The sequence below is a fragment of the Brevibacterium luteolum genome (genome assembly GCF_025147615.1).
Taxonomy (GTDB): domain Bacteria; phylum Actinomycetota; class Actinomycetes; order Actinomycetales; family Brevibacteriaceae; genus Brevibacterium; species Brevibacterium luteolum.
In genome coordinates, this window is record NZ_JALXPM010000027.1 from 19771 (window position 1) to 40890 (window position 21120).

A 21120-nucleotide genomic window follows, 5' to 3' on the forward strand; every position below is an offset into this window, starting at 1 on the left:
GGCGGTGTCTGGATGGCATGAGACGCTGAGAGTATGACATCTTCCCGCCAGCAGACACCCCCACCTGTTGTGCGCGCCGCCGGTCTCCGGGCGCGATCCCACACGCTGCTCGTTGCCGCTCTGGCAGCCGCCGGGGTGGTCTTCGCTGCTCTGTCGCTCATCGAGGCCATCTTTCGCAGCGGCCTGCCGGAGGCGGCCGCGCTCATCAGCAGCCTCATCTTCGAGCTGCTGCCTCCGCTCATGGCAGCGGGCGCGGTGGCGCTGCTGTCTCGGCGCACCGAGTGGGAGTGGATCGCAGCGGCTGTCATCACCGTCTATGCGGTCATCTGGACGGCCATGCTCGTGTTGGAGAGCCCGCTCTGGTCAGGGGGCTTCACCCTGGCTGGCCTGGGCAACTACTACTATCCGCTCGTCTTCGGTCTGCCCCCGCTGCTCATCGCCATCGCGCTCTGGGTGCTCGGCCTCGCGATCCGGGCGTTCCTCTCCGGCCGGCACACCAACCGCACCGCGGAGCCTGCAGCCGGTGACGATGATGAGCCCGAAGTGACGGCAGGTTCCGACACCAGCAGCATCGAGGCAGCCAGCGCAGACGGCCCCCGTGATGACGACCCGGCTGAGGCTGACAGTGCGGCGTCCGTGCGGCTGCTCGGCACGAGCATGCTCATCGGCGCGCTCGCCTACAGCGTGGTGTGCGCGGGTTCGCTCCTGGCCGCTGACATGACGGAGACGAAGACGGTGATGATGTGCGTGTTCGCCATCGCACTGCCGGGGATCCTCGCGGCCATCCTGCTGTGGACGCTCAAGCCGGCGACCGCCCAGCCGGGTCTGGCGGCGCTGCTGTCGATGCTGGTGTTCGCGGTCCCGGGTGTCGTCGCCGGCAGGCTGTTCGACGCCTCGGTATTCATGCTGCCGTTGAGCCTGGCGGGGTGTGCCCTCGGGCTGGTGACGTGGTGGGTGCTCTCAGCGGTGCTGCGAGTGCCGCATCCGGCGCTGCCGCAGCCACCGCCTCGGGCACGGTTCAGTAGTACACGGCAAGCGGACCGCGCGGGCCGTCGATGACGTCGACGGGGGTGTCGAAGACATCGGAGAGCACTTCGGGGCGCATGATCTCAGCCGGGGTGCCGAAGTAGCAGACCTGCCCGTCTTTGACCGCGCAGATCCGCTTGGCGTAGTGGGCGGCGAAGTTGATGTCGTGCAGCACGATGACGACGGTGCGGCCGAGCTCCTCGGCGGCGCGTTCGAGGTGCTGCATCATCTGCACCGAATGGCGCATGTCGAGGTTGTTCAGCGGCTCGTCGAGGAGCACATAGTCGGTGTCCTGGGCGAGCACCATCGCGACATAGGCGCGCTGCCGCTGCCCGCCGGAGAGCTCATCGAGGTACCGACCCTCCAGCGGCCCAAGCCCCAGGAAGTCGATCGAGCGGGTGATGATCGCATCATCGGCAGCCGTCAGCCGGCCCTGCGAGTAGGGGAACCGGCCGAAGCCCACAAGCTGGCGGACGGTGAGCCGGGTGACGAAGTGGTTCTCCTGCCGCAGGATCGAGACGATCTTCGCCAGATCTTTCGACTTCGTCGTCGCGACGTCGTAGCCAGCGATCTCGATCGCGCCCTCGTCCATGCCCATGAGCCGGCCGATCATCGTCAGCAGCGTCGACTTGCCGGCTCCGTTGGGCCCGACGAGGGCGGTGACGCCGCCGGCGGGGATCTGCAGGTCGACCGGGCCGATCGAGACCTCGGCCGAGTAGCTCTTGCGGACAGCGGAGAGGGTGATCACAGGCGGCCCTTTCGCAGGACGTAGAGCAGGAAGAACGAACCGCCGACGACCTCGATGATGATGCCCACGGCCCCCTCGGCATAGAACAGGTGCTTGAGCGCGAAGTACGCCCCGGCCAGCACCGCCACACCCGTGATCCAGGCGAGCGGGAACACATACCGGTGGTCGTGAGTGTCGGCGAGCTGGTAGGCCAGCATCGCGACGAGGAACCCGAAGAACGTCATCGGCCCGATGAGGGCGGTCGAGATCGCCATGAGCACGGAGACGAGCAGCAGCACGATGATGTTGTAGGCCCGCTGGTTGAGCCCGAGGTTAACGGCCGTGTCATGGCCGAGGGCGAGCACGTTGAGCTTGGGTGCCAGCAGCCAGAGTGCGCCACCGGCGACAGCGACGATGGGGGCGGCGATCCACAGATGGCTGGCCTCGGCGTTGGAGATCGAGCCGATGAGCCGAGCAGTGAGCAGATCGAACTCACCAGGGGTCATGAGCCGCTGCATGAACGTCGACAGCGAGCCGAGCCCAGCACCCAGGATGATGCCGATGAGCAGCATGATCTGCATGTTCGCGTACCGGCCCGAGAGCAGCCAGCCGTAGAGGAACGCGGCGAAGACGACCATGATCCCGACGGTGGTGAGGAACATGCTCGTCGACCCGGCCGCGACGATGCCGGCTGTGCCGAAGAAGAACACCATCGAGGTGTGGATGAGCGTGTACAGCGACTCGAAGCCCATGATCGAGGGCGTGATGATCCGGTTGTGGGTCACCGTCTGGAAGGCCACGGTCGCCATCGCCTGGCAGAAGGCGACGATGATGATGATGGCGATGTTCGTCGAGCGCAGGTTGGCGATGAGCCAGAACCCCTCCGAGCCGACCGGCATCGGATTGTCCCAGGCCAGCAGCGCGAAGCAGGCGGACAGCGCGAAGGCGCCGATCCCGGCCAGGATCGCGAAGTAGCGCACCCGAGCAGCCCGCGTCGGCAAGGCGCCCTGGTGGCGGGTGTCTGGCGCCGGTGCTGGCGTATGAGTGCGTGCGCTGGTGGTCCGGGCTGCAGCACCCGAGGCGGCGGTGGCGGTCTCGTCTGCCGTGCCCGAGGCGGTGCCGGCGGTGGCCTGGGTGCCGGCGGTGGGGGTGGTGCCGGCGGTGGGGGTGGCGCCGCTGACGTCGGGCAGGGTGGACGGGCCGAGCTGGCCGGCTTGGCGGGCCAGCGAGGCCGGGTCGGTGTAGGTCGCTTCGTACAGGTCAGCCATTCCGGCGCCTCCGCAGCAGCAGGGTGATGAAGACCGCTGCACCGACGACAGCGAGGATGAGCGAGACGGGGATCTCGAAGGGGGCGACGATCGTGCGGCCGATGATGTCGCAGACGGTGACGATCGCAATGCCGAGCAGGCACACCCACGGCAGGTTCGAGCGCAGGTCGTCGCCGCGGAACAGGGAGACGATGTTGGGCACGATGAGGCCGATGAACGGCAGGTTGCCGACGACGACGGTGACGATGCCGGTGGCGATCGCGATGAGCCCGGTGCCCAGCAGCAGCACCTGGTTGTAGTTCAGGCCGACGTTCGTGGCGATCTCCTGGCCGAGGCCGGCGACGGTGAACCGGTCGGCGACGATGAATACCGCGATGACGACGATGAGCACGAACCACAGCGGTTCGTACTGGCCGCGCAGCACCGCGGTGAAGGAGCCGGCGAACCAGATGCCGACGGTTTGCAGCAGGTCGTTCTGCAGGGCCAGGAAGGTCGAGACCGCGCCGACGACGGCGCCGAGCATGAGCCCGATGATCGGCACGATGAGGGAGGACTTCAGTGTCACCCGGCGCAGGAAGGCGAAGAAGATGAGGGTGCCGATGAATGCGGTGATGATCGCCACACTCATGGTGACGATGAGCGGAGCGCCGGGGAAGGCGATGAAGGCCAGCAGCAGACCCAGGCCCGCCCATTCGGTGGTGCCGGTCGTCGTCGGCTCGACGAACCGGTTCTGCGTCAGCAGCTGCATGACGAGACCGGACATCGCCATCGCCGCTCCGGCGAGCACCAAGGCGATGGTGCGCGGGACGCGGGTGATGGCGAACATCTCCGAGCCGTCTTCGGCGCCGAAGATGTCGTAGACGCCGATGAACAGCGAGGAAACGACCAGCGCTGCGGTGAGAAGCACGCCGATGAGCAGCGGCCACGAGAACAGGCGCGACGATGCACTTGTGCCGGCCACCGCCTCGGGCGCGGCCGCCGCAGGCGCCCCGGCGGATCCAGGTGCCCCGGCGGACGTGCCGGCGGATCCGAGCACGTCGGCAGCGGCACCGTGAGCTGGTGCGTGTGCCTGGTGGCGTTCGTGGATGCTCATCGTCTCAATCGGTTGGGATCAGGTGGACCGCCGGCGGCGCGGAGCAGGCCCGCACCGCCGGCGCGGTGTCACTGGGAGTTCTCCATTGCGTCGGCGAGGTCGTTGAAGAAGGTGGTGTACGTCTGGATGCCCTCGGCAAGGTAGGTGTCCTTGGGCATGTAGACGATGTTGCCGTTCTTCACGGCGTTGACGTTCTTGAGCGCCTGGGACTCCTCGATGATGCTCTGGGCAGGCTTCGCATCGTCTTCGACTGCGGTGTCGCGGTCCATCACGAGCAGCCAGTCCGGATTCGAGTCGGCGATCGCCTCCACGGAGATATCGTCACCGGTGTGGTCATCCGATGCGCCCTCCGGAGCCTCGATCGAGGGGGTCAGGTCGAGGATGTCGAACACCGGGCCGAGCGTGCGGCCGACCTTCGGCGCGGAGTAGTTTATGTCGCCGCCGGAGGTGATGACGCCCATGACCTTGTCGTCGGAGTTGTAGGCCTCCTTCACCCGCTCGATCGAGGCATCGAAGTCCTCGTTGAGCTGCTTGGCCTCCTCCTGCTTGCCGAACACCTCGCCGAGCACCTCGGTCTGGCGCTTGAGCTCAGCGTCGAGGGGCTGGTCATCGCGCGGGTCGAGGTTGAGGATCGTGGCATCCGGGGCCAGCTTGGCGAGATCCTCCTGGTACTGGGCGAAGCGCTGACCGTTGATGATGAGATCCGGCTGGGCTTCGACGACGGCTTCGAGGTTGGGCTCGCGGTGGTTGCCGAGGTCGATGACATCCTCGTTCTGGGTGTAGGAGACGCTCTCGGGCATGAGGGCCACGGCGCCGGCCTTGAGCTCCACGCCCCAGTCATCAAGAGTCTGGAAGGTGCGGTTGTCGGTGGCGACGACGCTCGTGGGCGGGGTGGCGATCTCGTGCGTGCCGTTGTTGTCTTCGACGGTCACGGTCGCGGAGTTCTCGGGGGTCTCCTCCGCCGAGGTGCCGGTGCCTGAACCGCAGGCGCTGAGGGTGAGTGCGACGGCTGAGAGAGCAGCGACGGCGCTCAGACGGCGATGCTTGATCCGCATCAGGTAGGGCTCCTTTCGAGTGCGCGCTGCCGGTGGACTGCACCGGTGACGCGCTGGGGCGTAACGGTATGGCTCGGACAGACGGGAACCCCCGACTGCTTAGGTGAACCACACTAAGGCTACGCACACTCATTTACGAAACGGAAACGTGTCCAAAGTTCGTTAGGCTAATGTTACCTAACTCCCCCGGCGGTTCGCATGCTTGCAGGGCGCTTTGTGACGCGAAGCACATCCGGCTGATCGCTGGCAGCGCGAACGCCCGGCTGAGGTGGACTCGACCGGGCGTTCGCAGGAAGGGTCAGCAGGCAGCTGGCTGAGGGGTCTGGGTCAGACGCCGCCGCACAGTGTCATGCCGCCGTCGAGGGTCAGGATCTGGCCGGTGATCCAGCCGGCCTCGTCGGAGAGCAGGAAGGCTGCGGCTGCTGCGATGTCCTCAGGAGTGCCGAGCCGCTTGAGCGGATAGGCCGCGGCCACCCCCTCTTCGTCGTGGGCGTAGAGCTTCTCGGCAAACCGGGTCTTGACGACGGCCGGAGCCACGCCGTTGACGCGGATGTCCGGTCCGAGCTCCATCGCCAGCTGGCGGGTGATGTGCACGAGCATCGCCTTGGACGATCCGTAGAAGCCGATGCCCTCGGGCTGGCCGAGGCCTGCGACCGAGGCGACGTTGAGCACCGCACCACCGCGCTCGGCCAGCGAGGCTGCGTAGACCTTCTGCGTCCAAGACAGGGCGGAGATGTCGTTGACCTCGAAGACCTTGCGGGCGGCATCGAGGTCGAGGTCGATCATCGGGCCGTAGACGGGATTGATGCCGGTGTTGTTGACGAGGATGTCGATCGGCCCGAAGGCCTCGGTCGTCTTGGCGATCGCCTCATCTTGGTGCTCGGGGCGATCGGCTTTGCCGGCGACGCAGATCGCCTTGTCCGGCCCGCCGAGCTTCTCGGCTGCCTCGGCGAGTGCCTCCTCACCGCGGGCGGTGATGCACACCCGTGCTCCTTCGGCGACGAGGCGTTCGGCGATGCCGAAGCCGATGCCGCGCGATGCGCCCGTGACGATCGCAGTCTTCCCCGTGAAACGCTGGCTCATGGTGCCTCCCGGCAGATCGCTTGAATACTTGCTGAACGATTGTTTACTAACTTTACCTGCTCGGCGGTGCGCGTCAACAGCCTCTCGGCATCCGGTCATGGAGTGGGCGCGGGGGAGTGGATACAGCGTGATTGCCGGGCAATCAGACGGGCTGCTGCCCGGAGGTGCGCGGTGGGGTCAGTGTGGCTGCCGCGGATGCGCTGTGACCCAGGTTTCAAACCGGTTGGCGACCGGCAACGTAGCGATTCTCGCAACTTCACTGTACGGTAAGGCCATGACTGCCGCGACACTGCCTGCCTCGGCGGCCACCGCATCGGTGGCTGCACGTGTTGCGCGCGCCCTGCGCGACAGTGAGTTCAGCCAGGTCGAGGCGGCCCGGCACATCGGTCTGGACAAGACGAAGCTGTCGAAGTCGCTCTCCGGTGCCCGGCGTTTCCGCATTGAGGAGCTTTCGGCCATTGCTGAGCTCACCGGTGTCTCCCTCGACTGGCTCAGCAGGGGAGTGACCACCAGCGCCGCCGGAGTCGAACCGACCGTCGCCAGCACACCTGGCGCGGACGCGCCCGCCGCACAGCGGGCCAGCGCCCCCGCCGCCTCGGAGACGCGGGCACCCAGCCCAGCCACCGCCTCGGGCCCGGTGGACAGCGCAGTCGAGTCAAGCCGGCCGGGCGGAGCGAAAGCGCAGCGGATGCGCGCCAGGATCGCTGAGGCGGCCTGGCAGCTGTTCTCCGAATGGGGCTACCACCGGGTGCGGATGATCGACATCGCCCGCCAAGCCGGGATCAGCGCAGCCGGCCTGCACTACTACCACTCCTCCAAGAGAGAGGTCTTCGACGCAGCCCTCCAGCACTCCGCCCAGCGGCTGGCCAGCGAGCGCGCCGCCCTCCTGCAGGCCCGCGCCCCGGCCGCCTGCGCACCAGCCGAGCACCGCGCACTGCTGCAGTCACTCATCGAGATGAAGATCCCACGCGGTTTCGCGGCGCGCATCACCGACGCCGACGCGGCCACCCCCTTGGCCGGCGACTGGTCGATCTGGCTGCAGAACTACGCCGAGATCGCCGTGGGCGCCGGCTCCCGCAACCAGGCGGCCGGGCTTGCCGCTGACTGGGACGCGATCCTCACCGCCTGCCTGGCCGCCGGCCAGCGCGACGGTGCCTTCGACCTCACCAGCCCAGCCGAGGCGGCCGGCCAGCTGACGATCTTCCTCGATGGGCTCGTGCTGCGCGCCCTCGCCGGAGCCGTCGACAACCCGCACACGCTCATCGACCGCTACCTCACCGACACCATCCTGACTCCCGGCCTGCTGGAAAGCGACGCGCACACCGCGCCCGCTCCTTCGGCGCGGGCGGCGAGGACGAAAGGAGAGCCCGCATCATGACAGCACCACCCCCACCCGCACCGCCGCGGGGGCTGACCAGGCGGGCGGTTCTCGGCGGCGCCGGCATGGGCATGGGCCTCATGCTCGCCGGCTGCGCCACCGGCACCCAGCCGGCCGTCGGGCCGGCCGCTGAGGTCACAGGGCCGCCGAAGAAGGGCGGGACGATGCGGCTCGGCTTCGTCGGCGGCGGCGCTGCCGACACCCTCGACGGCGCTGTCGCCACCAACCTCGGCGACGTTGCCCGGGCGGTCAACATGTACGACTCGCTGCTTACCCGCGACGACGACTACAACCTCGTGCCGATGCTCGCCACCGAGGTCACCCCCAACGACGATGCGACTGTGTGGACGGTGCGCCTGCGCGAGGGCGTGACCTTCTCCGACGGCCGGCCGCTGACGCCTGCCGATGTGCGCGCCAGCATCGAACGCATCGTCGACCCCGACGATCCGAAGAACGGCGCCGCCTCCCTGGCTGCCGTCGAAGAAGTGCGCGAGATCGACGACCATACCGTCGAGATCCACCTCAGCACCCCCGATGCCGCGCTCGACGACACCCTCAGCCAGTACGCGAACATCATCGTGCCCGCCGACTTCGACCCGCAGAATCCTGTGGGCACCGGGCCATTCATGCTCGAGAGCTTCACACCGGCACAGTCGACGATCCTGCGCGCCAACCCTCACTACTGGGGCGACGAAGGGCCGTACCTCGACGAGGTGCAGCTGCTGAACTTCAACGACACAGATGCACTCATCAATGCGCTGCTGTCCACCCAGGTCGACGCCGTGGCCCAGATCCCGGCGGCATTGGCCGAAGTCATCAGCGCCGATGCGCGCATGCAGGTGCTCAACTCCGAGACCGGCATGTGGCTGCCGTTCACCATGCGCGTCGACGTCGAGCCCTTCGACGACGAACGCGTCCGGCAGGCCTTCCGGCTGGCGATCGACCGCGAGGAGATGGTCGAGCAGGTGCTCTCCGGCTTCGGCCGCGTCGCCAACGACATGTACTCGCCCTACGACCCCGCCTACCCGGAGTTCCCGCAGCGCCAGCAGGACATCGAGGGAGCCAAACGGCTGCTCGCCGAGGCCGGCCATCCCGACGGGCTCGAGGTCGAGCTCGTCACCGCGCCGATCCAGGCCGGCGTCGTCGAAGCCGCACAGGTGTTCGCCGAGCAGGCCAGCGAGGCTGGCATCACCATCAACATCAAGCGGATGGACCTGACCTCGTACTGGGGTGACTATCTCAACTATCCGTTCTCGCAGTCGTTCTGGTACACCCGCAACTTCCTCGGACAGACGAACTCCGGCACCATGCCCGATGCGCCGTTCAACGAAACGCACTGGGACGACGAGGAGTTCAAGGAGGTCATCGCCGCCGCCCGGCGGGAGACCGACACCGCCAAGCGCAGCGCACTCGTCGAGCAGGCCCAGCGGATCCTCTATGACCGCGGCGGCCTCATCATCTGGGGCTTCGCCAACCAGGTCGACGCCTACCAGTCGTACCTCGGCGGCATCGTCGAGAACGCCACCGGCCTGCCGCTCTCCGGCTTCAACCTGCACCGCGTGTGGATCGGAGACGTCGCATGATCGTCAGACTCATCCTCCAACGGCTGGCGATCAGCATCGTCATCCTGCTTGCCGTCTCCCTCATCATCTTCTTCGCCACCGTGCTGCTGCCCGGGGACCCGGCCCGCGCGATCCTCGGCCAGCAGGCCACCCCGGAGCGGATTGCTGCGATCAACGAGCAGATGAATCTCAACGAGCCGCCGCTGACCCGCTACTTCCTGTGGCTGGGAGGGCTGTTCGTCGGCGATCTCGGCACGTCGGTGGCCACCGGCCAGCCGGTCAGTCAGCTGCTGAGCGACCGGGTCGGCTCCTCGGTGCTGCTCATGGTCGCCGCTGCGCTCATCAGCATCCCGGCCGGTGTCATCCTCGGCATCGTCTCCGCACTGCGCCGCGGCAAGGCCGTCGACAACACCGTCACCGGCCTGTCCCTCGTGCTTGCCGCGCTGCCGGAGTTCGTCGTCGGCATCGCGCTCGTCGCGTTCTTCTCCACGACCGTCTTCACCATCCTGCCGGCGGTGACGATGCGGCCGCCAGGCAGCCAGGTGTGGGACTTCCCCAGCCAGCTCATCCTGCCGATTGCGGTGCTCGTCCTCGTCGTCACTCCCTACATCGCGCGCATGATGCGCGCGACGATGCTCGAAGTCCTCGACTCCGGCTACGTCGAGATGGCCCGCCTCAAAGGGGTGCCCGAACGCCGCGTCATCTTCCGGCACGCTCTGCCGCACGCGATCGGCCCGGTTGCACAGGTGATCGCCATCCAGCTGGCCTGGATGGCCGGCGGTGTCGTCGTCGTCGAGTTCCTCTTCCGCTTCCCCGGGCTCGGGCAGGCGCTCATCGACGCCGTCGACTACCGCGATGTGCAGGTCGTGCAGGCGGTGACGATGATCGTCGCCCTCATCTACGTCATCGTCAACCTGCTCGCCGACATCGTCGGCATCCTCACCAACCCCAAGCTGCGCACCGGAGGTGACGCCTGATGACCACCACCCCGCCTCCGCACACCGGCGCGGCCGACCGCGACAGCTCCGCCGTCGAACAGCGCGCCGACCTCGACCCGACGACCACTGCCTCGGCGGCCCCGAGCCTGGCGACCAAGGACGCCCACACCGGCCAGCGCAACACCGTGCTCACCCGGTTCTGGGCGCAGAAGCAGGCGAAGATCGGCGTCATCATCACCGCCGCAGTCGTGCTGCTGGCCTTCCTCGGCCCGCTCTTCGTGCCCTGGGCGACGGGATACACGACGACGGAATTCGTCGCCCGCCCCTTCCAGCCCGACGGGATCGCCGGATCCGACAACCTCGGACGCGATGTCTTCACCCGGTTCATCGGCGGCGGCCAGACGCTCCTCCTCTACGCGCTGCTCGCCACCCTCATCGGCCTGGTGCTCGGCGTGCTCTTCGGGATGACCGCAGCCTACACCGGCGGCTGGCTCGACTCGCTCATCATGCGCAGCAACGATGTGCTGCTGGCGATTCCGCAGCTCGTCTTCGCGCTGCTGGCGATCACCGTGCTCGGGCCTCGGGGCTGGGTGCTCATCACCGTCATCGGCATCACCCACGCCCCGCGCATCGCCCGCGTGGCCCGCTCGGCCACTCTCGGGGTCATCAACGAGGACTACATCCGGGCGGCCGAAATGTACGCGATGCCGCGTCTGCGGCTGCTGACCCGCGAGATCATGCCCAACATCACCGGCCCGATGGCCGTTGAGGCCGGCCTGCGCCTGACATATTCGATCGGTGCGATCGCTTCGCTGTCCTTCCTGGGTCTGGGCATGCAGCCGCCGACCGCCGACTGGGGCCTGATGATCAACGAGAACCGCATCGCACTGTCCATCCAGCCCTGGGGTGTGCTTCTGCCGGTGGCAGCGATCGCACTGCTGACCATCGGCACGAACCTCATCGCCGACTCGATCGCACGGGCCTCGGCGTCATCGAACGTAGGTGAGCAATGACCAGCTTCGACACGACTTCCACCGGCAGCATCGCCACGGTCAGCCCGTCTGCGCGCCGCTCCTCAGCCTGGCATACTCGGGCACAGGAGGGCGGCAACGTCCTGGAGATCGACGATCTGCGCATCACCGCCACCGCCTCGGGAGCCGACGTCATCTCCGATGTCGACCTCGACCTCAAACCCTCGGAGATCCTTGCGCTGGTCGGCGAATCCGGCTCCGGCAAGACGACCGTCGGGCTGGCGGTGCTCGGGCACTTCCGCACCGGGCTCATGCATGCCGGCGGCACGGTGTGGCTCTATCCCTCCGACGCCGATGAACCGGCGGAGATGACCGCCCTGCCCGATGCCACGCTGCGCCAATTGCGCGGGGCCCGCGTTTCCTATATTCCGCAGGACCCGGCGCTCTCCCTCAACCCCGGCATGCGGGTCGGCGAGCAGATCAGCGAGGTCCTCGACATCCACGGCTTCGGGTCCTCCGCCGAGGAGCGCACCGAGCGGGTCCGTCAGGTGCTGCGCGAGGTCGGCCTGCCCGATGACGAGGCCTACCAGCGGCGCTGGCCGCACCAGCTCTCAGGCGGGCAGCAGCAGCGCATCGGGATTGCGATGGCCTTTGCGATGTATCCCGATGTGCTCGTCCTCGACGAACCGACCACCGGCCTCGACGTCGCCACCCAGGCGCAGGTGCTGGACACCATCCGCGAGATGACCGTGCGCAACAAGGTGGCCGGCCTCTACATCACCCACGACCTCGCCGTCGTGGCAGAGATCGCCGACCGAATCGCGGTGATGCTGCGCGGGCGCATCGTCGAACACGGCTCATGCGCCGATGTGCTCGAACGCCCCCAGCACGACTACACGAAGACGCTGCTGGCTGCCGTGCCGGATCTGGCCGGACGCAACCGGATCGGCGACTTCGAACGCGCTGACGTGCCAGAGCACGAGAAGGCCGCCGCCGAAGCCAGAGCCAAGGACGCTGAGAAGAGCCAGAAGACCCACCTGCTCACCACCGATGCCACCCACGCAAGCCCCGCCGCCGAGGCGGCCACCGCCTCGGGCTCGGAAACCGGCACCGCGAGCCCAGAGTCCGGCACCGCCGGTACCGCGAGCCCAGCGACAGGCACCTCGGGTACGGGCGGGGCGACGACGGCAAACCAGGTGGGCGAGCCGCAGCCGACGGCGCCGGCGCTCGATGCGGTGCTGCAGGTGCGCGGATTGGGCCTGAGCTACGGGCCGAAGACGATCCTCAAATCGATCGACCTCGACCTGCAGGCCGGGGAGTGCACCCTCCTGCTGGGTGAATCCGGTTCCGGCAAGACGACGTTGGCGCGCTCGATCGCAGGCCTCAACGACGGCTACACCGGCGATGTCATCTACCGTGGCGAGACGATCGCGCGTTCGACGCGGCAGCGCAGCATCGGCCAGCGCACCGACATCCAGTACATCTTCCAGTCGCCGTTCTCCTCACTCAATCCCCGGCGCACGATCGGCGAATCGCTGGCCGTGCCCCTGGAGATGGCCGGTGGGCTCAGTGCCGCCCAACGCCGCGAGCAGGTCAAGGACGCCCTCGATGCGGTGCGGCTCGGCCGCCAGTTCCACGACCGGCGCCCGGGTGACCTGTCGGGTGGTGAGCGGCAGCGTGCGGCGATCGCCCGCGCCCTGGTGAACATGCCCAGCGTCCTCATCTGCGATGAGATCACCTCTGCCCTCGATGTGTCCGTGCAGGCCAGCATCATCTCGCTGCTGCGCACCCTGCAGGACGAACGCGGTCTGGCGATGCTCTTCGTCACCCACAACATCGCCCTTGCCCGCCACATCGCCTCCCGCGTGGCGGTGCTCAACGGCGGCCGGATCGTCGATGACGGCCCGGTCGATATGGTGCTGGAGAACCCGCAGCACACGTACACACAGGAGTTGCTGACCAATGTCCCCAGCCTCTGAGACCGGCTCCCTCGCCGAGGTCTTCGACCGGCACGTGCGCGCAAGCGGCGGCGGCATGGCGTTCGCCGTGTGCCGCGACGGCGAGCTCATCTGCAGCCTGGCCGGCGGGCACACCTGCCGTGGCGGGGCTGCTGCGCCCGAGGTGTGGACGCCGGAGACGATGGCTGTGCTGTTCTCCGGGACGAAGGGCCTGGCCGCAGCCGTCGTCGGGATGCTCGTCGATGACGGGCTCATCGACGTCGAGGCACCCGTCGCCCGGTACTGGCCGGAGTTCGCGGCTGCCGGCAAGGACGAAGTGCCGGTGTGCCAGCTTTTGAATCACACGGTCGGGCTGCCCTATGTCGACCCGGATCCGGCCGGGCCCGGCGAGCAGTACGACAACCGGCTCATGGCCAGCCGGCTCGCAGCCCAGCAGCCTTTGTGGTCACCAGGCACCAAGGTCGCCTACCATGCGATCACCTATGGCTATCTGCTCTCCGAGCTCGTGTGGCGGGTCACCGGCGCTGATGTCGGCGAGCTCATCGCCGAACGCATCGCCGGCCCGCGCGGCCTCGACATCCACCTCGGGCTGCCTGCGGAGCTGGAGGACCGGGTTGCGCCGATCCACCAGGCGGCCGGCTATCGGGTCTCGACGTTCCTCGATGACGACCCCGAGCGCCGGGCGATCGTCGACCGGATGTACGCCGGGCTGCTGCTTTCCGGGGACAGCCCGTTCAACACCCGCGCCTTCCATGCCGCCCAGCAGGCCGCCGGCGGTGGCATCGCGACAGCGGAGTCGATGGCGCGGTTCTACGCGCTGCTGCTGGCAGACGGCGCAATCCTCTCCCGGCAGACGCGTGAGGTGTTCACCCGCACCTGGTCGGAGGGGATCGATGCGATCAACGACCGGCCGCTGCGCTTCGGCCTTGGGTTCGAACTCGCCGACCCGATCGGCACCTACGGGCCGGTCGAGGCGGCCTTCGGGCACTCCGGGGCCGGCGGGGGACTGCACGGCGCCTGGCCCGAGCATGGGATCGCGTTCTCGTTCCTCACCAATGAGATGCAGTCAGAGGATGTCGACACCCGGGTCAAGGATCTGCTCGCAGCGCTGTACGCGGAGGTGACCGGCTGAGCCGTCGGGGTCTCCGGCTTCCGAGTCTCTGACCGTGCAGCAGCTCGGTGACATCATGATGTCACCAGACGTCAAGGAGGTGCTGTGATGAATGTGCTGATTCGTGGACTCAGCGATGAGGCTGTCGCTCGAATCGACAGGAGTGCTGAAGAGCTGGGCCTTTCGCGCAATGAATACCTCCGGCGCAGGCTTGAGGGCGATGACTCCCGGCCGGCGGTCAAACTCACTGACGAGCACTGGAAGCGGTCGGCCGAGGTTCTTGCCGACCTCGCCGACCCCGACATCATGGCCGACGCATGGCGATGATGAGCTGGCTCATCGACACGTCCGCGTTCGTGCGGCTGCAGCTGGGGCAGGCGTCAGATTCTGGGATCTGGAACGCGCGGATCGAGCGCGGTCTCGTCCGGATATCGACGATCACCCGGCTCGAGGTCGGTTTCTCGGTGCGTGCCGGGGAAGCCGGGCGAATGATCTTCGCAGAGCCTCCGCTGTCGCTGATGCCGATCGAGTACCTGACGCCTGCGATGGAGGATCGTGCCTGGGGGGTGCAGATGCTGCTGGCAGACCGTGGCCAGCATCGTGCGCCGTCCATCCCAGAACTTCTCATCGCCGCAACTGCCGAGAAGCTGGGCCTGACTGTGCTGGCCGTGGACAAGGACTTCGACCTGATCGCAGAGATGACAGGACAGCCAGTGGAGACGTTCACGCTGCGTTGACGGCGATGGACTTGAGCCTGGGGCCCCTCGTCTCCGACGCCAGAAAGCAGCGGCACGCGGCACACGCGTGCGAACAACCTGGCCACCGTGAGCGGCCGTCGCTGCTCACCCCTCGACGTCGATGACCTGACGGGCGCGTGACTGGCGGTAGGTGGTGATCGCGATCGTCGTGACGACCAGCCCGACGACGGTCAGCCCGACACCGGTGAGCGCTGGCGCGCGGAAGCCGAGTCCGGCGTCGATGACGATGCCGCCGGCAAACGCGCCGAGCGCGTTGGCGAAGTTGAATGCCGCATGGTTCATCGCCGCAGTCAACGAGGGCGCGTCGTGGGATTCGCGCATGAGCCTGGCCTGCAGGGCAGTGACGAACAGCGAGCTGAAGATGCCGATGACCGACACGCAGCCGATCGCCAACGCCGGCACGTGGGCGAACAGCCCGAAGGTCAGCAGCACGATGCCCAGGCCGACGAGCCCGATGACAGCCGAGCGCTCGATCGACCGATCGACAAGCGGGCCTGCGACGAAGGTGCCGACGGTCATGCCGACCCCGAAGCACACGAGCACCCATGGGATCACCGAGGCGGGCAGCCCGGTGAGCTCGGTCAGGGTCGGGGCGATGTAGGTGTAGAGGGCGAACATGCCGCCGAAACCCACCGAGCCGGCGATGAGGGTGAGGATCACCTGTGGGCGCTTCATGGTGCGCAGCTCACCGCGGATCGACGGTGCGGCAGCCGGCGCGGTCTGTGGGACGAGGAAGAACACGGCCACCAGGGTCAGCAGGCCGATGAACGCGACGAGCGCATAGGCGACCCGCCACCCGAACTCCGTGCCGAGTGCGGCAGCGGCGGGCACACCGATGATGTTCGCGATCGTCAGACCCAGCATCACCCGGGCCATTGCAGTGCCCTTGCGGTGCGCGGGTGCCAGGGTGGCGGCGACGACGGCGCCGACGCCGAGGAACGCACCGTGCGGGAGGCCGGTGATGAACCGGGAGACGAGCATGAGGTGCATCGTCGGGGCCAGGGTCGATCCGACGCTGCCGATGACGAAGACGACCATGAGGCTCAGCAGCAGGCAGCGGCGGTCCAACTTGGCCGCCAACGCAGTGATGACCGGTGCGCCGACGACGACGCCGAGCGCATACAGCGACACCGCATGCCCAGCTGTGGTGATCGAGGAGTCAAGGCCCTCGGCGATCTGCGGCAGCAGGCCCATGGTGGCGAACTCGGCGGTGCCGATGCCGAAAGCGCCGATGGCAAGTGCGAAGACGGCGAGCTTGGCGACGCGCGGGTTCGTCGGTGCCGCAGCCGAGGCGGTGGCTGAGGTGGCGCCGTGCGGGCGGCGCTCAGCTGCGGGCATGCGGTCTCCTGTCAGAGTGGGCGAGCGAGGCGCTGGTGCAAACAGTCGGTGTCCAGTGGCTATTCCAACCGGACCTGAGTCGCGACTGACATCACAGTCGGGGCCGAGGCGGCTTGGTCGAGCTCACCGTGTTTCGATCACCCGGTCGGCAGGCATGGATGCGGTGAAGTCCTCGGCAAGCTCAGCCATCGCTTCGCGCTGTCGGAGGCGGAATCCGGTCTGGTAGCGCTTCACCTCCGATGCTGGAATGCGGGGATGCACCGAGCTGGTGTCTGCACGGAGTTCGCCCCGGTCGATGAGCCGCACGACCGTCATGCGGCTGACACCGAGCACGTCGGCTGCTTGAGTCGCGGAGAGCGTCGCCTCGGCAGGGAAGACAACGGCGTCGCGCCGCTGCGAGGATCGGTCACGTTTCGTTGTTCCAGCCATATCCTCATTCTCCGTCAGAAGTGCTCGAAACGCCCAGGCTTCTGTGCCTCAGAACCCGTTGACCGGTTCAGGCTGATACGGGCAGAGAAAGCTCGAGCACCGGCGGATCGAGGTCGTAGCGCACCTGCTGACGCACGGCCTGCTCGGTCACCTGCAGGCCGCGAGCAGCGATCGCATCGAACAGGGCCAGCGCTGCCGGGTGCATCGTGTCTTCCGGCAGGTCGATCGGTTCGCTCAGATCCCATTCGGCGACCAGCTCTGTGCGCTCCGGCAGCTGGCCGACCTCCGTGCGATCACCACCCCAGCCGGCAGGCAGCGGCTGCTCGACCGCCCAGCACAGCAGCACTTCCAGTGAGGCGCGCGGGCCCTCGCGCATCCCTGTCCACATCGCCCCAGTCGGTGTGTGCACGGCAGCAGTGAGCTCTCGGTAGAGCTCTTCGAACCCAGTCGAAGCGACGTCGTCATCGAGGGCTTCGGCCTCGGCTTCGGAGGCCACCCGGATGATCCGTCCGGCATAGGGCAGCGGCGGGCAGCGCCTCTCGCTCACCGGCACCGGGCGGGCGAAACAGTCGAGCATCGTATGCGAGGCGGCGATCGCAGCATCCTGCACGGCCCGCTCGGCCACCAGCTGCTGTTCATACGCACGCAGCACCGCGACCGGGTCGCCGCTGTCCACCGCCGCCCGGACCTGGGCCAGCGGAACCCCGGCCCGCCGCAGCTGGCAGATGACAGCCCCGTCACGCACCTGTTCCTCAGCGTAGAGTCGATACCCGGTAACCGGGTCGGTTTCGGCCGGAACAAGCAGCCCGGTCTCGTCATAGTGCCGCAGCGCCTTGACGCTGAGGCTTGTCGCCTGTGCGAACTCACCGATCTTCATCATGGGTCCAGTCTCCGGTCTCCCCTCACAGGAGGGTCAACCGCGGCTGTCATCCCTGGTCACTCGGGCCAACGAGCCTCCTACTTCACTTCCTTCAGGCACCAGCACCGGTCGCCGACCTCACCGAACACGTCTGTCTCGATCCCGCCGAGGTCGATCGGCAGCTCCGAGCCTGGGGTGAGTACGCGGAACCCGGCCCGGTGTGCGAACGTGGCCCGCGCCTCGGAAGCGGAGGCCACGAGCAGGCAGCGGGTCGGCAGCCCGGCAGCCGAGAGCACCTGCGGGGCCATGCCCGCCAGCACCGTGGCCAGCCCCTGCGAGCGGAACTCCTCGGCGGTGGCCAGCGCCCGGATGAGCAGCGCCTGGCCGTTGTCGAAGCTCACCGCGGTGACGGCGAGCACGGCGGCGATCTGCCCATCGGCGGACCGGGCGATGAGCCCGGAGTCCTGCGGAAGGAACGCGAAGTCCGCGCCCGAGGCGCCGGTCGCCTCGGCAGCCCGCAGCACCTCGGCAGCGGGGCCGTGGTCATCGGCAGTGAGCAGGTCGAAGCTGTAGCCGGCGTCGACGAGCCGCTGGGCGTAGCGCAGATGGCGCTGGGCGACGGCGGAATCGTGGAGCCCGGAGTGGAGGAGAGCCATGAGACCCACGATATCGGCACCGGGTGCGGGCGATACACTGACCGGCATGGGAAAGAAGTCCAAGAAGTCCAAGGAAGAGCTCATCGCCAAGCGCCTGGCCAAACAGCAGGCCGCCGGCTTCGTCAAGCGCCCCTTCGAGGGCCTGCCATTCGAAGCCGACCTCGTGTGCCTGCGCGAACTCGTGCCCGCCGCGACCGCGACCGCGAAGCTGAACGAGGAGCACGGCGGCGGCGAGATCGTCATCGCCTCGCTGCTGCCGGCGGCCTGGCAGGCACTGCACCGCCAGGACGGCGTCATCATGGCCGGCATGCAGGTCCCGGTCGCCTCCCCGGATCCCTCCCGCGACATCGCCGCAGCGATCCTCAAGGTCAAGGACGCCGAGCCCGGCACCTACGCCGAAGCCAACGCCAACCCCGGTTCCGGCCCGCGACTGCAGGACATCCTCGACACCTCTGCTCCCTTCACCGTCAGCGTGCAGGAGACCTTCGACTACTGGCTCGCCGATGACCCCGAGCACCGCGATGAGGACCTCGCCGGTGCGCTCGAACAGGCCAACGAGTCGATCAGCCCGACGGAGAAGCTCGTCTCCGCCGACTCCGCATACTGGACCGAGATGGGCGGGCACATCTACCTGCGCTGGGCGCAGAAGCAGGACGAGGACACCGTCATGAACGGCCTGGCCCGCCTGCACGCCCGCGGCGAGAACACCGTCTCCGGGCTCGGCCGCTACCTCGGCTGCTTCCGCGCCCACGGCATCGTCATCCCCGTCTGGGAGCTGCCCGACGGCACCCAGCCCGACGCGGTCGAAGAGCCGCTGGGCGAGTTCGCCAAGAAGCTTGATGCCGCGATGAACGAGTCCGGCAGTCTCGACTACGACGAACGCCGCGCCAAGGCCGGCGTCGTCTCCCGCCAGCTCACCATCCGCTGACCCACCGCCCGCTGCACCTCAGGAGGCAGGATCCGATGTCTGCACCCACAGCTGTTGCCGCGATCATCCCGGCCAAGGATGAAGCCGAGCGGATCGCCGCGACCGTGGCCGCCACCCGGCAGATCCCCGGTGTCGACCTCGTCATCGTCGTCGACGACGGCTCCTCCGACGACACCGCGAACCTGGCCCGCCAGGCCGGGGCGCAGGTGCTCGTGCACCGGAAGAACCGCGGCAAGGCCGCAGCGATGATGACCGGCGCATTCGCCGTGCGCAACCGCGAGATCACCGACGCGCCCACCGGCCAGCAGCCAGAGCACCGGGCGCTGCTGTTCATCGACGCCGACTTAGAGGACTCCGCCGTCGCCACCGCACCTCTGACCGCACCGGTGCTCGCCGGCGAGGCCGATATGACGATTGCGATCCTGCCGCCGCAGAAGCGCTCCGGCGGCGGATTCGGGTTCGTCGTCGGCCTGGCGAAGAAGGGCATCGCCGAGCTCACCGGCTTCGAGGCCACCCAGCCGTTATCGGGCATGCGGTGTCTGAGCCGTGAGGCCTTCGAAGCCGCCCTGCCGTTCGCCGCCGGCTGGGGAGTCGAGACCGCCATGACCATCGACGTCCTCGACGCCGGGCTGCGCGTGACAGAGGTTGAATGCGACCTCCACCACCGGGTGACCGGCAAGGACCTCAAGGCCCAGCTGCACCGGGCCGCCCAGTACCGCGACGTGCTCCGAGCACTCACGGTGCGCCGGGCCCGCCGAGCCCGTCACCGCCTCGGGCGCGGCACCCGCTGACCCGCCCCGAAAGGAGACCACAACTGTGACCCTGTCCTTCGGCTACCTCGGACCCGAGGCGACCTTCACCGAGGCCGCACTCATCCAGCTGCTCACCGCCCACGACCGGATGGACGCTGTCCGCACGCCCATGCGCAGCGCCGACGCCGCCCTGGCCGCCGTGGCCGCAGGCGAGCTGACCGGCGCGGTCGTGCCGATCGAGAACTCACTCGAAGGCGGCGTGCCGGCAACCCTCGACGCGCTCACCCAGCACGATGAGCTGCAGATCGTGGCCGAAACCGTCGTGCGCGTGCGCTTCGTCCTCGCCGCCAAACCCGGCACCGAGCTTGCCGATGTCACCGCGTTCTCCACCCACCCGCACGCCGAGGCGCAGACCCGGGCCTGGCTGTCTGAGAACCTGGCGGCCGCCCACTACATCCCCGCCGCCTCAACCGCGGCCGCCGCCCGCGACCTCGCAGAGTCGGACGTCGACTACCAGGTCGCGATCTGCCCGGCCCTGGCCGCCGAACGCTACGGTCTCACGGTGCTCGCCGACGACATCGGCGACCGCAAGGACGCCGACACCCGGTTCGTGCTCGTCTCCACCAAACGCGAACTGCCCGAACCCACCGGGGCGGATAAGACGACGCTCGTCGCCGCGCTCGCCTCGGACCGGGCCGGTGCGCTGCTGGAGCTGCTCGAGCAGTTCTCCACCCGCGGGGTCAACCTCTCACGCATTGAATCCCGGCCCACCGGCGACGGGCTGGGCCTCTACCAGTTCTCCATCGACGCGCAGGGGCATGTGGCCGAACCGCGGATGGCCGAGGCGCTGGCCGGCGTGCACCGGATCGCCCGCCGCCTGCAGTTCCTCGGCTCCTACCCCTCGGCTGATGGGGAGAAGGTCGTCGTCGACCCGGATATGACCGCCCAGGCCTTCACCGCCGCCCACGAGTGGCTTGCGGCGATCCGGGGCTGAGATGACGCTGGGGGTCGGCTCCGAGACCGGGCGGCTGCGGGAGGTCATCGTGCACCGGCCCGGCATCGAGCTGGAGCGGCTGACCCCGAGCAATATGGGCGAACTGCTCTTCGACGACGTGCCCTTCGCCGAAGTAGCCCGCAGCGAACACGACGGCTTCATCACAGCCCTGCGCGAGGCCGGAGTCACCGTCCACCTCTTCAGCGACCTGCTCGCCGAAAGCCTCACAGTGCCCG

General features: G+C 68.1%; 22 protein-coding genes. 13 read left to right on the top strand and 9 right to left on the bottom strand.

What is annotated here, in order from left to right; translation table 11 throughout:
- Nucleotides 1-33: 33 nt before the first annotated feature.
- Entirely contained in the window at nucleotides 34-1059 is a 1026-nt protein-coding gene (locus M3C25_RS08235) for a DUF5316 domain-containing protein (protein ID WP_259855766.1), read from the top strand.
- On the opposite strand, the gene M3C25_RS08240 is transcribed toward M3C25_RS08235, so the two are convergent.
- From M3C25_RS08240 to M3C25_RS08260, 5 genes are all read right to left on the bottom strand, one after another.
- The gene (locus M3C25_RS08240; protein WP_259855768.1) at nucleotides 1019-1774 is read right to left on the bottom strand and encodes an iron ABC transporter ATP-binding protein; all 756 of its coding nucleotides are present in this window, start codon (nucleotides 1772-1774) and stop codon (nucleotides 1019-1021) included. The genes M3C25_RS08235 and M3C25_RS08240 overlap by 41 nt on opposite strands.
- On the bottom strand, nucleotides 1771-3021 hold the full coding sequence (locus M3C25_RS08245; RefSeq protein WP_259855777.1) for an iron chelate uptake ABC transporter family permease subunit: 1251 nt from the start codon (nucleotides 3019-3021) through the stop codon (nucleotides 1771-1773). Before M3C25_RS08245 ends, M3C25_RS08240 begins: the two co-directional genes overlap by 4 nt.
- On the bottom strand, nucleotides 3014-4114 hold the full coding sequence (locus M3C25_RS08250; RefSeq protein ID WP_259855779.1) for an ABC transporter permease: 1101 nt from the start codon (nucleotides 4112-4114) through the stop codon (nucleotides 3014-3016). Before M3C25_RS08250 ends, M3C25_RS08245 begins: the two co-directional genes overlap by 8 nt.
- A gap of 68 nt (nucleotides 4115-4182) precedes the next feature.
- On the bottom strand, nucleotides 4183-5169 hold the full coding sequence (locus M3C25_RS08255) for a siderophore ABC transporter substrate-binding protein (protein WP_170273663.1): 987 nt from the start codon (nucleotides 5167-5169) through the stop codon (nucleotides 4183-4185).
- A gap of 327 nt (nucleotides 5170-5496) precedes the next feature.
- The gene (locus M3C25_RS08260; protein WP_259835308.1) at nucleotides 5497-6252 is read right to left on the bottom strand and encodes an SDR family oxidoreductase; all 756 of its coding nucleotides are present in this window, start codon (nucleotides 6250-6252) and stop codon (nucleotides 5497-5499) included.
- A gap of 274 nt (nucleotides 6253-6526) precedes the next feature.
- Here M3C25_RS08260 and M3C25_RS08265 point away from each other — a divergent pair, with 274 nt between their 5' ends.
- The 8 genes from M3C25_RS08265 (at nucleotide 6527) to M3C25_RS08300 (ending at nucleotide 14907) form a co-directional block, all read left to right on the top strand.
- A complete protein-coding gene (locus M3C25_RS08265) occupies nucleotides 6527-7630 on the top strand; it encodes a TetR family transcriptional regulator (RefSeq protein WP_259855782.1) in 1104 nt (367 codons plus the stop codon).
- A complete protein-coding gene (locus tag M3C25_RS08270) occupies nucleotides 7627-9213 on the top strand; it encodes an ABC transporter substrate-binding protein (protein ID WP_259855784.1) in 1587 nt (528 codons plus the stop codon). Before M3C25_RS08265 ends, M3C25_RS08270 begins: the two co-directional genes overlap by 4 nt.
- Nucleotides 9210-10169 carry an ABC transporter permease gene (locus M3C25_RS08275; protein ID WP_204514222.1) on the top strand — a complete coding sequence of 320 codons (960 nt, stop codon included), beginning with the start codon at nucleotides 9210-9212 and terminating at the stop codon, nucleotides 10167-10169. The genes M3C25_RS08270 and M3C25_RS08275 overlap by 4 nt, the downstream gene beginning before the upstream one ends.
- Nucleotides 10169-11143 (top strand): ABC transporter permease, encoded by a 975-nt coding sequence (locus M3C25_RS08280; protein WP_259855786.1) that lies wholly within the window; start codon nucleotides 10169-10171, stop codon nucleotides 11141-11143. Before M3C25_RS08275 ends, M3C25_RS08280 begins: the two co-directional genes overlap by 1 nt.
- The gene (locus M3C25_RS08285) at nucleotides 11140-13080 is read left to right on the top strand and encodes an ABC transporter ATP-binding protein (protein ID WP_259855788.1); all 1941 of its coding nucleotides are present in this window, start codon (nucleotides 11140-11142) and stop codon (nucleotides 13078-13080) included. The genes M3C25_RS08280 and M3C25_RS08285 overlap by 4 nt, the downstream gene beginning before the upstream one ends.
- Nucleotides 13064-14191: a serine hydrolase domain-containing protein gene (locus M3C25_RS08290; protein ID WP_259855790.1), complete on the top strand. Its 1128-nt coding sequence runs from the start codon at nucleotides 13064-13066 to the stop codon at nucleotides 14189-14191. Before M3C25_RS08285 ends, M3C25_RS08290 begins: the two co-directional genes overlap by 17 nt.
- A gap of 87 nt (nucleotides 14192-14278) precedes the next feature.
- Nucleotides 14279-14497 carry a type II toxin-antitoxin system VapB family antitoxin gene (vapB, locus tag M3C25_RS08295; protein ID WP_219722646.1) on the top strand — a complete coding sequence of 73 codons (219 nt, stop codon included), beginning with the start codon at nucleotides 14279-14281 and terminating at the stop codon, nucleotides 14495-14497.
- Nucleotides 14488-14907, top strand: coding sequence for a PIN domain nuclease (locus M3C25_RS08300; protein WP_259855791.1), 420 nt, complete (start codon nucleotides 14488-14490; stop codon nucleotides 14905-14907). The genes vapB and M3C25_RS08300 overlap by 10 nt, the downstream gene beginning before the upstream one ends.
- Before the next feature lie 105 nt (nucleotides 14908-15012).
- Here M3C25_RS08300 and M3C25_RS08305 read toward each other — a convergent pair whose 3' ends face one another.
- The 4 genes from M3C25_RS08305 to M3C25_RS08320 form a co-directional block, all read right to left on the bottom strand.
- Nucleotides 15013-16266: an MFS transporter gene (locus M3C25_RS08305; RefSeq protein ID WP_259855792.1), complete on the bottom strand. Its 1254-nt coding sequence runs from the start codon at nucleotides 16264-16266 to the stop codon at nucleotides 15013-15015.
- A 123-nt stretch (nucleotides 16267-16389) separates the two neighbouring features.
- Nucleotides 16390-16695 (bottom strand): excisionase family DNA-binding protein, encoded by a 306-nt coding sequence (locus tag M3C25_RS08310; RefSeq protein ID WP_259855793.1) that lies wholly within the window; start codon nucleotides 16693-16695, stop codon nucleotides 16390-16392.
- A gap of 67 nt (nucleotides 16696-16762) precedes the next feature.
- The gene (locus M3C25_RS08315) at nucleotides 16763-17575 is read right to left on the bottom strand and encodes a MerR family transcriptional regulator (protein WP_259855794.1); all 813 of its coding nucleotides are present in this window, start codon (nucleotides 17573-17575) and stop codon (nucleotides 16763-16765) included.
- Between the two features lie 77 nt (nucleotides 17576-17652).
- Nucleotides 17653-18210, bottom strand: a complete 558-nt coding sequence (locus M3C25_RS08320; protein WP_259855795.1) for a GNAT family N-acetyltransferase — start codon at nucleotides 18208-18210, stop codon at nucleotides 17653-17655.
- A 46-nt stretch (nucleotides 18211-18256) separates the two neighbouring features.
- On the opposite strand from M3C25_RS08320, the gene M3C25_RS08325 reads away from it, so the two are divergent.
- The 4 genes from M3C25_RS08325 to M3C25_RS08340 form a co-directional block, all read left to right on the top strand.
- Nucleotides 18257-19138 carry a DUF5926 family protein gene (locus tag M3C25_RS08325; RefSeq protein ID WP_165883813.1) on the top strand — a complete coding sequence of 294 codons (882 nt, stop codon included), beginning with the start codon at nucleotides 18257-18259 and terminating at the stop codon, nucleotides 19136-19138.
- Between the two features lie 35 nt (nucleotides 19139-19173).
- Nucleotides 19174-19929, top strand: coding sequence for a glycosyltransferase family 2 protein (locus M3C25_RS08330; protein WP_259855796.1), 756 nt, complete (start codon nucleotides 19174-19176; stop codon nucleotides 19927-19929).
- Nucleotides 19930-19960: 31 nt separating this feature from the next.
- Entirely contained in the window at nucleotides 19961-20884 is a 924-nt protein-coding gene (pheA, locus tag M3C25_RS08335; RefSeq protein ID WP_259855798.1) for a prephenate dehydratase, read from the top strand.
- Between the two features lies 1 nt (nucleotide 20885).
- On the top strand, nucleotides 20886-21120 hold a 235-nt coding region (locus M3C25_RS08340), incomplete at its 3' end, for an arginine deiminase family protein (protein ID WP_259855797.1).

Coding starts and splice junctions, on each gene's coding strand:
- M3C25_RS08280 (WP_259855786.1), top strand. CDS start 10,169: ATGACCACCACCCCGCCTCCGCACACCGGCGCGGCCGACCGCGACAGC.
- M3C25_RS08250 (WP_259855779.1), bottom strand. CDS start 4,114: ATGAGCATCCACGAACGCCACCAGGCACACGCACCAGCTCACGGTGCC.
- M3C25_RS08330 (WP_259855796.1), top strand. CDS start 19,174: ATGTCTGCACCCACAGCTGTTGCCGCGATCATCCCGGCCAAGGATGAA.
- M3C25_RS08290 (WP_259855790.1), top strand. CDS start 13,064: ATGTCCCCAGCCTCTGAGACCGGCTCCCTCGCCGAGGTCTTCGACCGG.
- M3C25_RS08325 (WP_165883813.1), top strand. CDS start 18,257: ATGGGAAAGAAGTCCAAGAAGTCCAAGGAAGAGCTCATCGCCAAGCGC.
- M3C25_RS08300 (WP_259855791.1), top strand. CDS start 14,488: ATGGCGATGATGAGCTGGCTCATCGACACGTCCGCGTTCGTGCGGCTG.
- M3C25_RS08260 (WP_259835308.1), bottom strand. CDS start 6,252: ATGAGCCAGCGTTTCACGGGGAAGACTGCGATCGTCACGGGCGCATCG.
- M3C25_RS08320 (WP_259855795.1), bottom strand. CDS start 18,210: ATGGCTCTCCTCCACTCCGGGCTCCACGATTCCGCCGTCGCCCAGCGC.
- M3C25_RS08245 (WP_259855777.1), bottom strand. CDS start 3,021: ATGGCTGACCTGTACGAAGCGACCTACACCGACCCGGCCTCGCTGGCC.
- M3C25_RS08270 (WP_259855784.1), top strand. CDS start 7,627: ATGACAGCACCACCCCCACCCGCACCGCCGCGGGGGCTGACCAGGCGG.
- M3C25_RS08305 (WP_259855792.1), bottom strand. CDS start 16,266: ATGCCCGCAGCTGAGCGCCGCCCGCACGGCGCCACCTCAGCCACCGCC.
- M3C25_RS08275 (WP_204514222.1), top strand. CDS start 9,210: ATGATCGTCAGACTCATCCTCCAACGGCTGGCGATCAGCATCGTCATC.
- M3C25_RS08310 (WP_259855793.1), bottom strand. CDS start 16,695: ATGGCTGGAACAACGAAACGTGACCGATCCTCGCAGCGGCGCGACGCC.
- M3C25_RS08285 (WP_259855788.1), top strand. CDS start 11,140: ATGACCAGCTTCGACACGACTTCCACCGGCAGCATCGCCACGGTCAGC.
- M3C25_RS08255 (WP_170273663.1), bottom strand. CDS start 5,169: ATGCGGATCAAGCATCGCCGTCTGAGCGCCGTCGCTGCTCTCTCAGCC.
- M3C25_RS08235 (WP_259855766.1), top strand. CDS start 34: ATGACATCTTCCCGCCAGCAGACACCCCCACCTGTTGTGCGCGCCGCC.
- vapB (WP_219722646.1), top strand. CDS start 14,279: ATGAATGTGCTGATTCGTGGACTCAGCGATGAGGCTGTCGCTCGAATC.
- M3C25_RS08315 (WP_259855794.1), bottom strand. CDS start 17,575: ATGATGAAGATCGGTGAGTTCGCACAGGCGACAAGCCTCAGCGTCAAG.
- M3C25_RS08265 (WP_259855782.1), top strand. CDS start 6,527: ATGACTGCCGCGACACTGCCTGCCTCGGCGGCCACCGCATCGGTGGCT.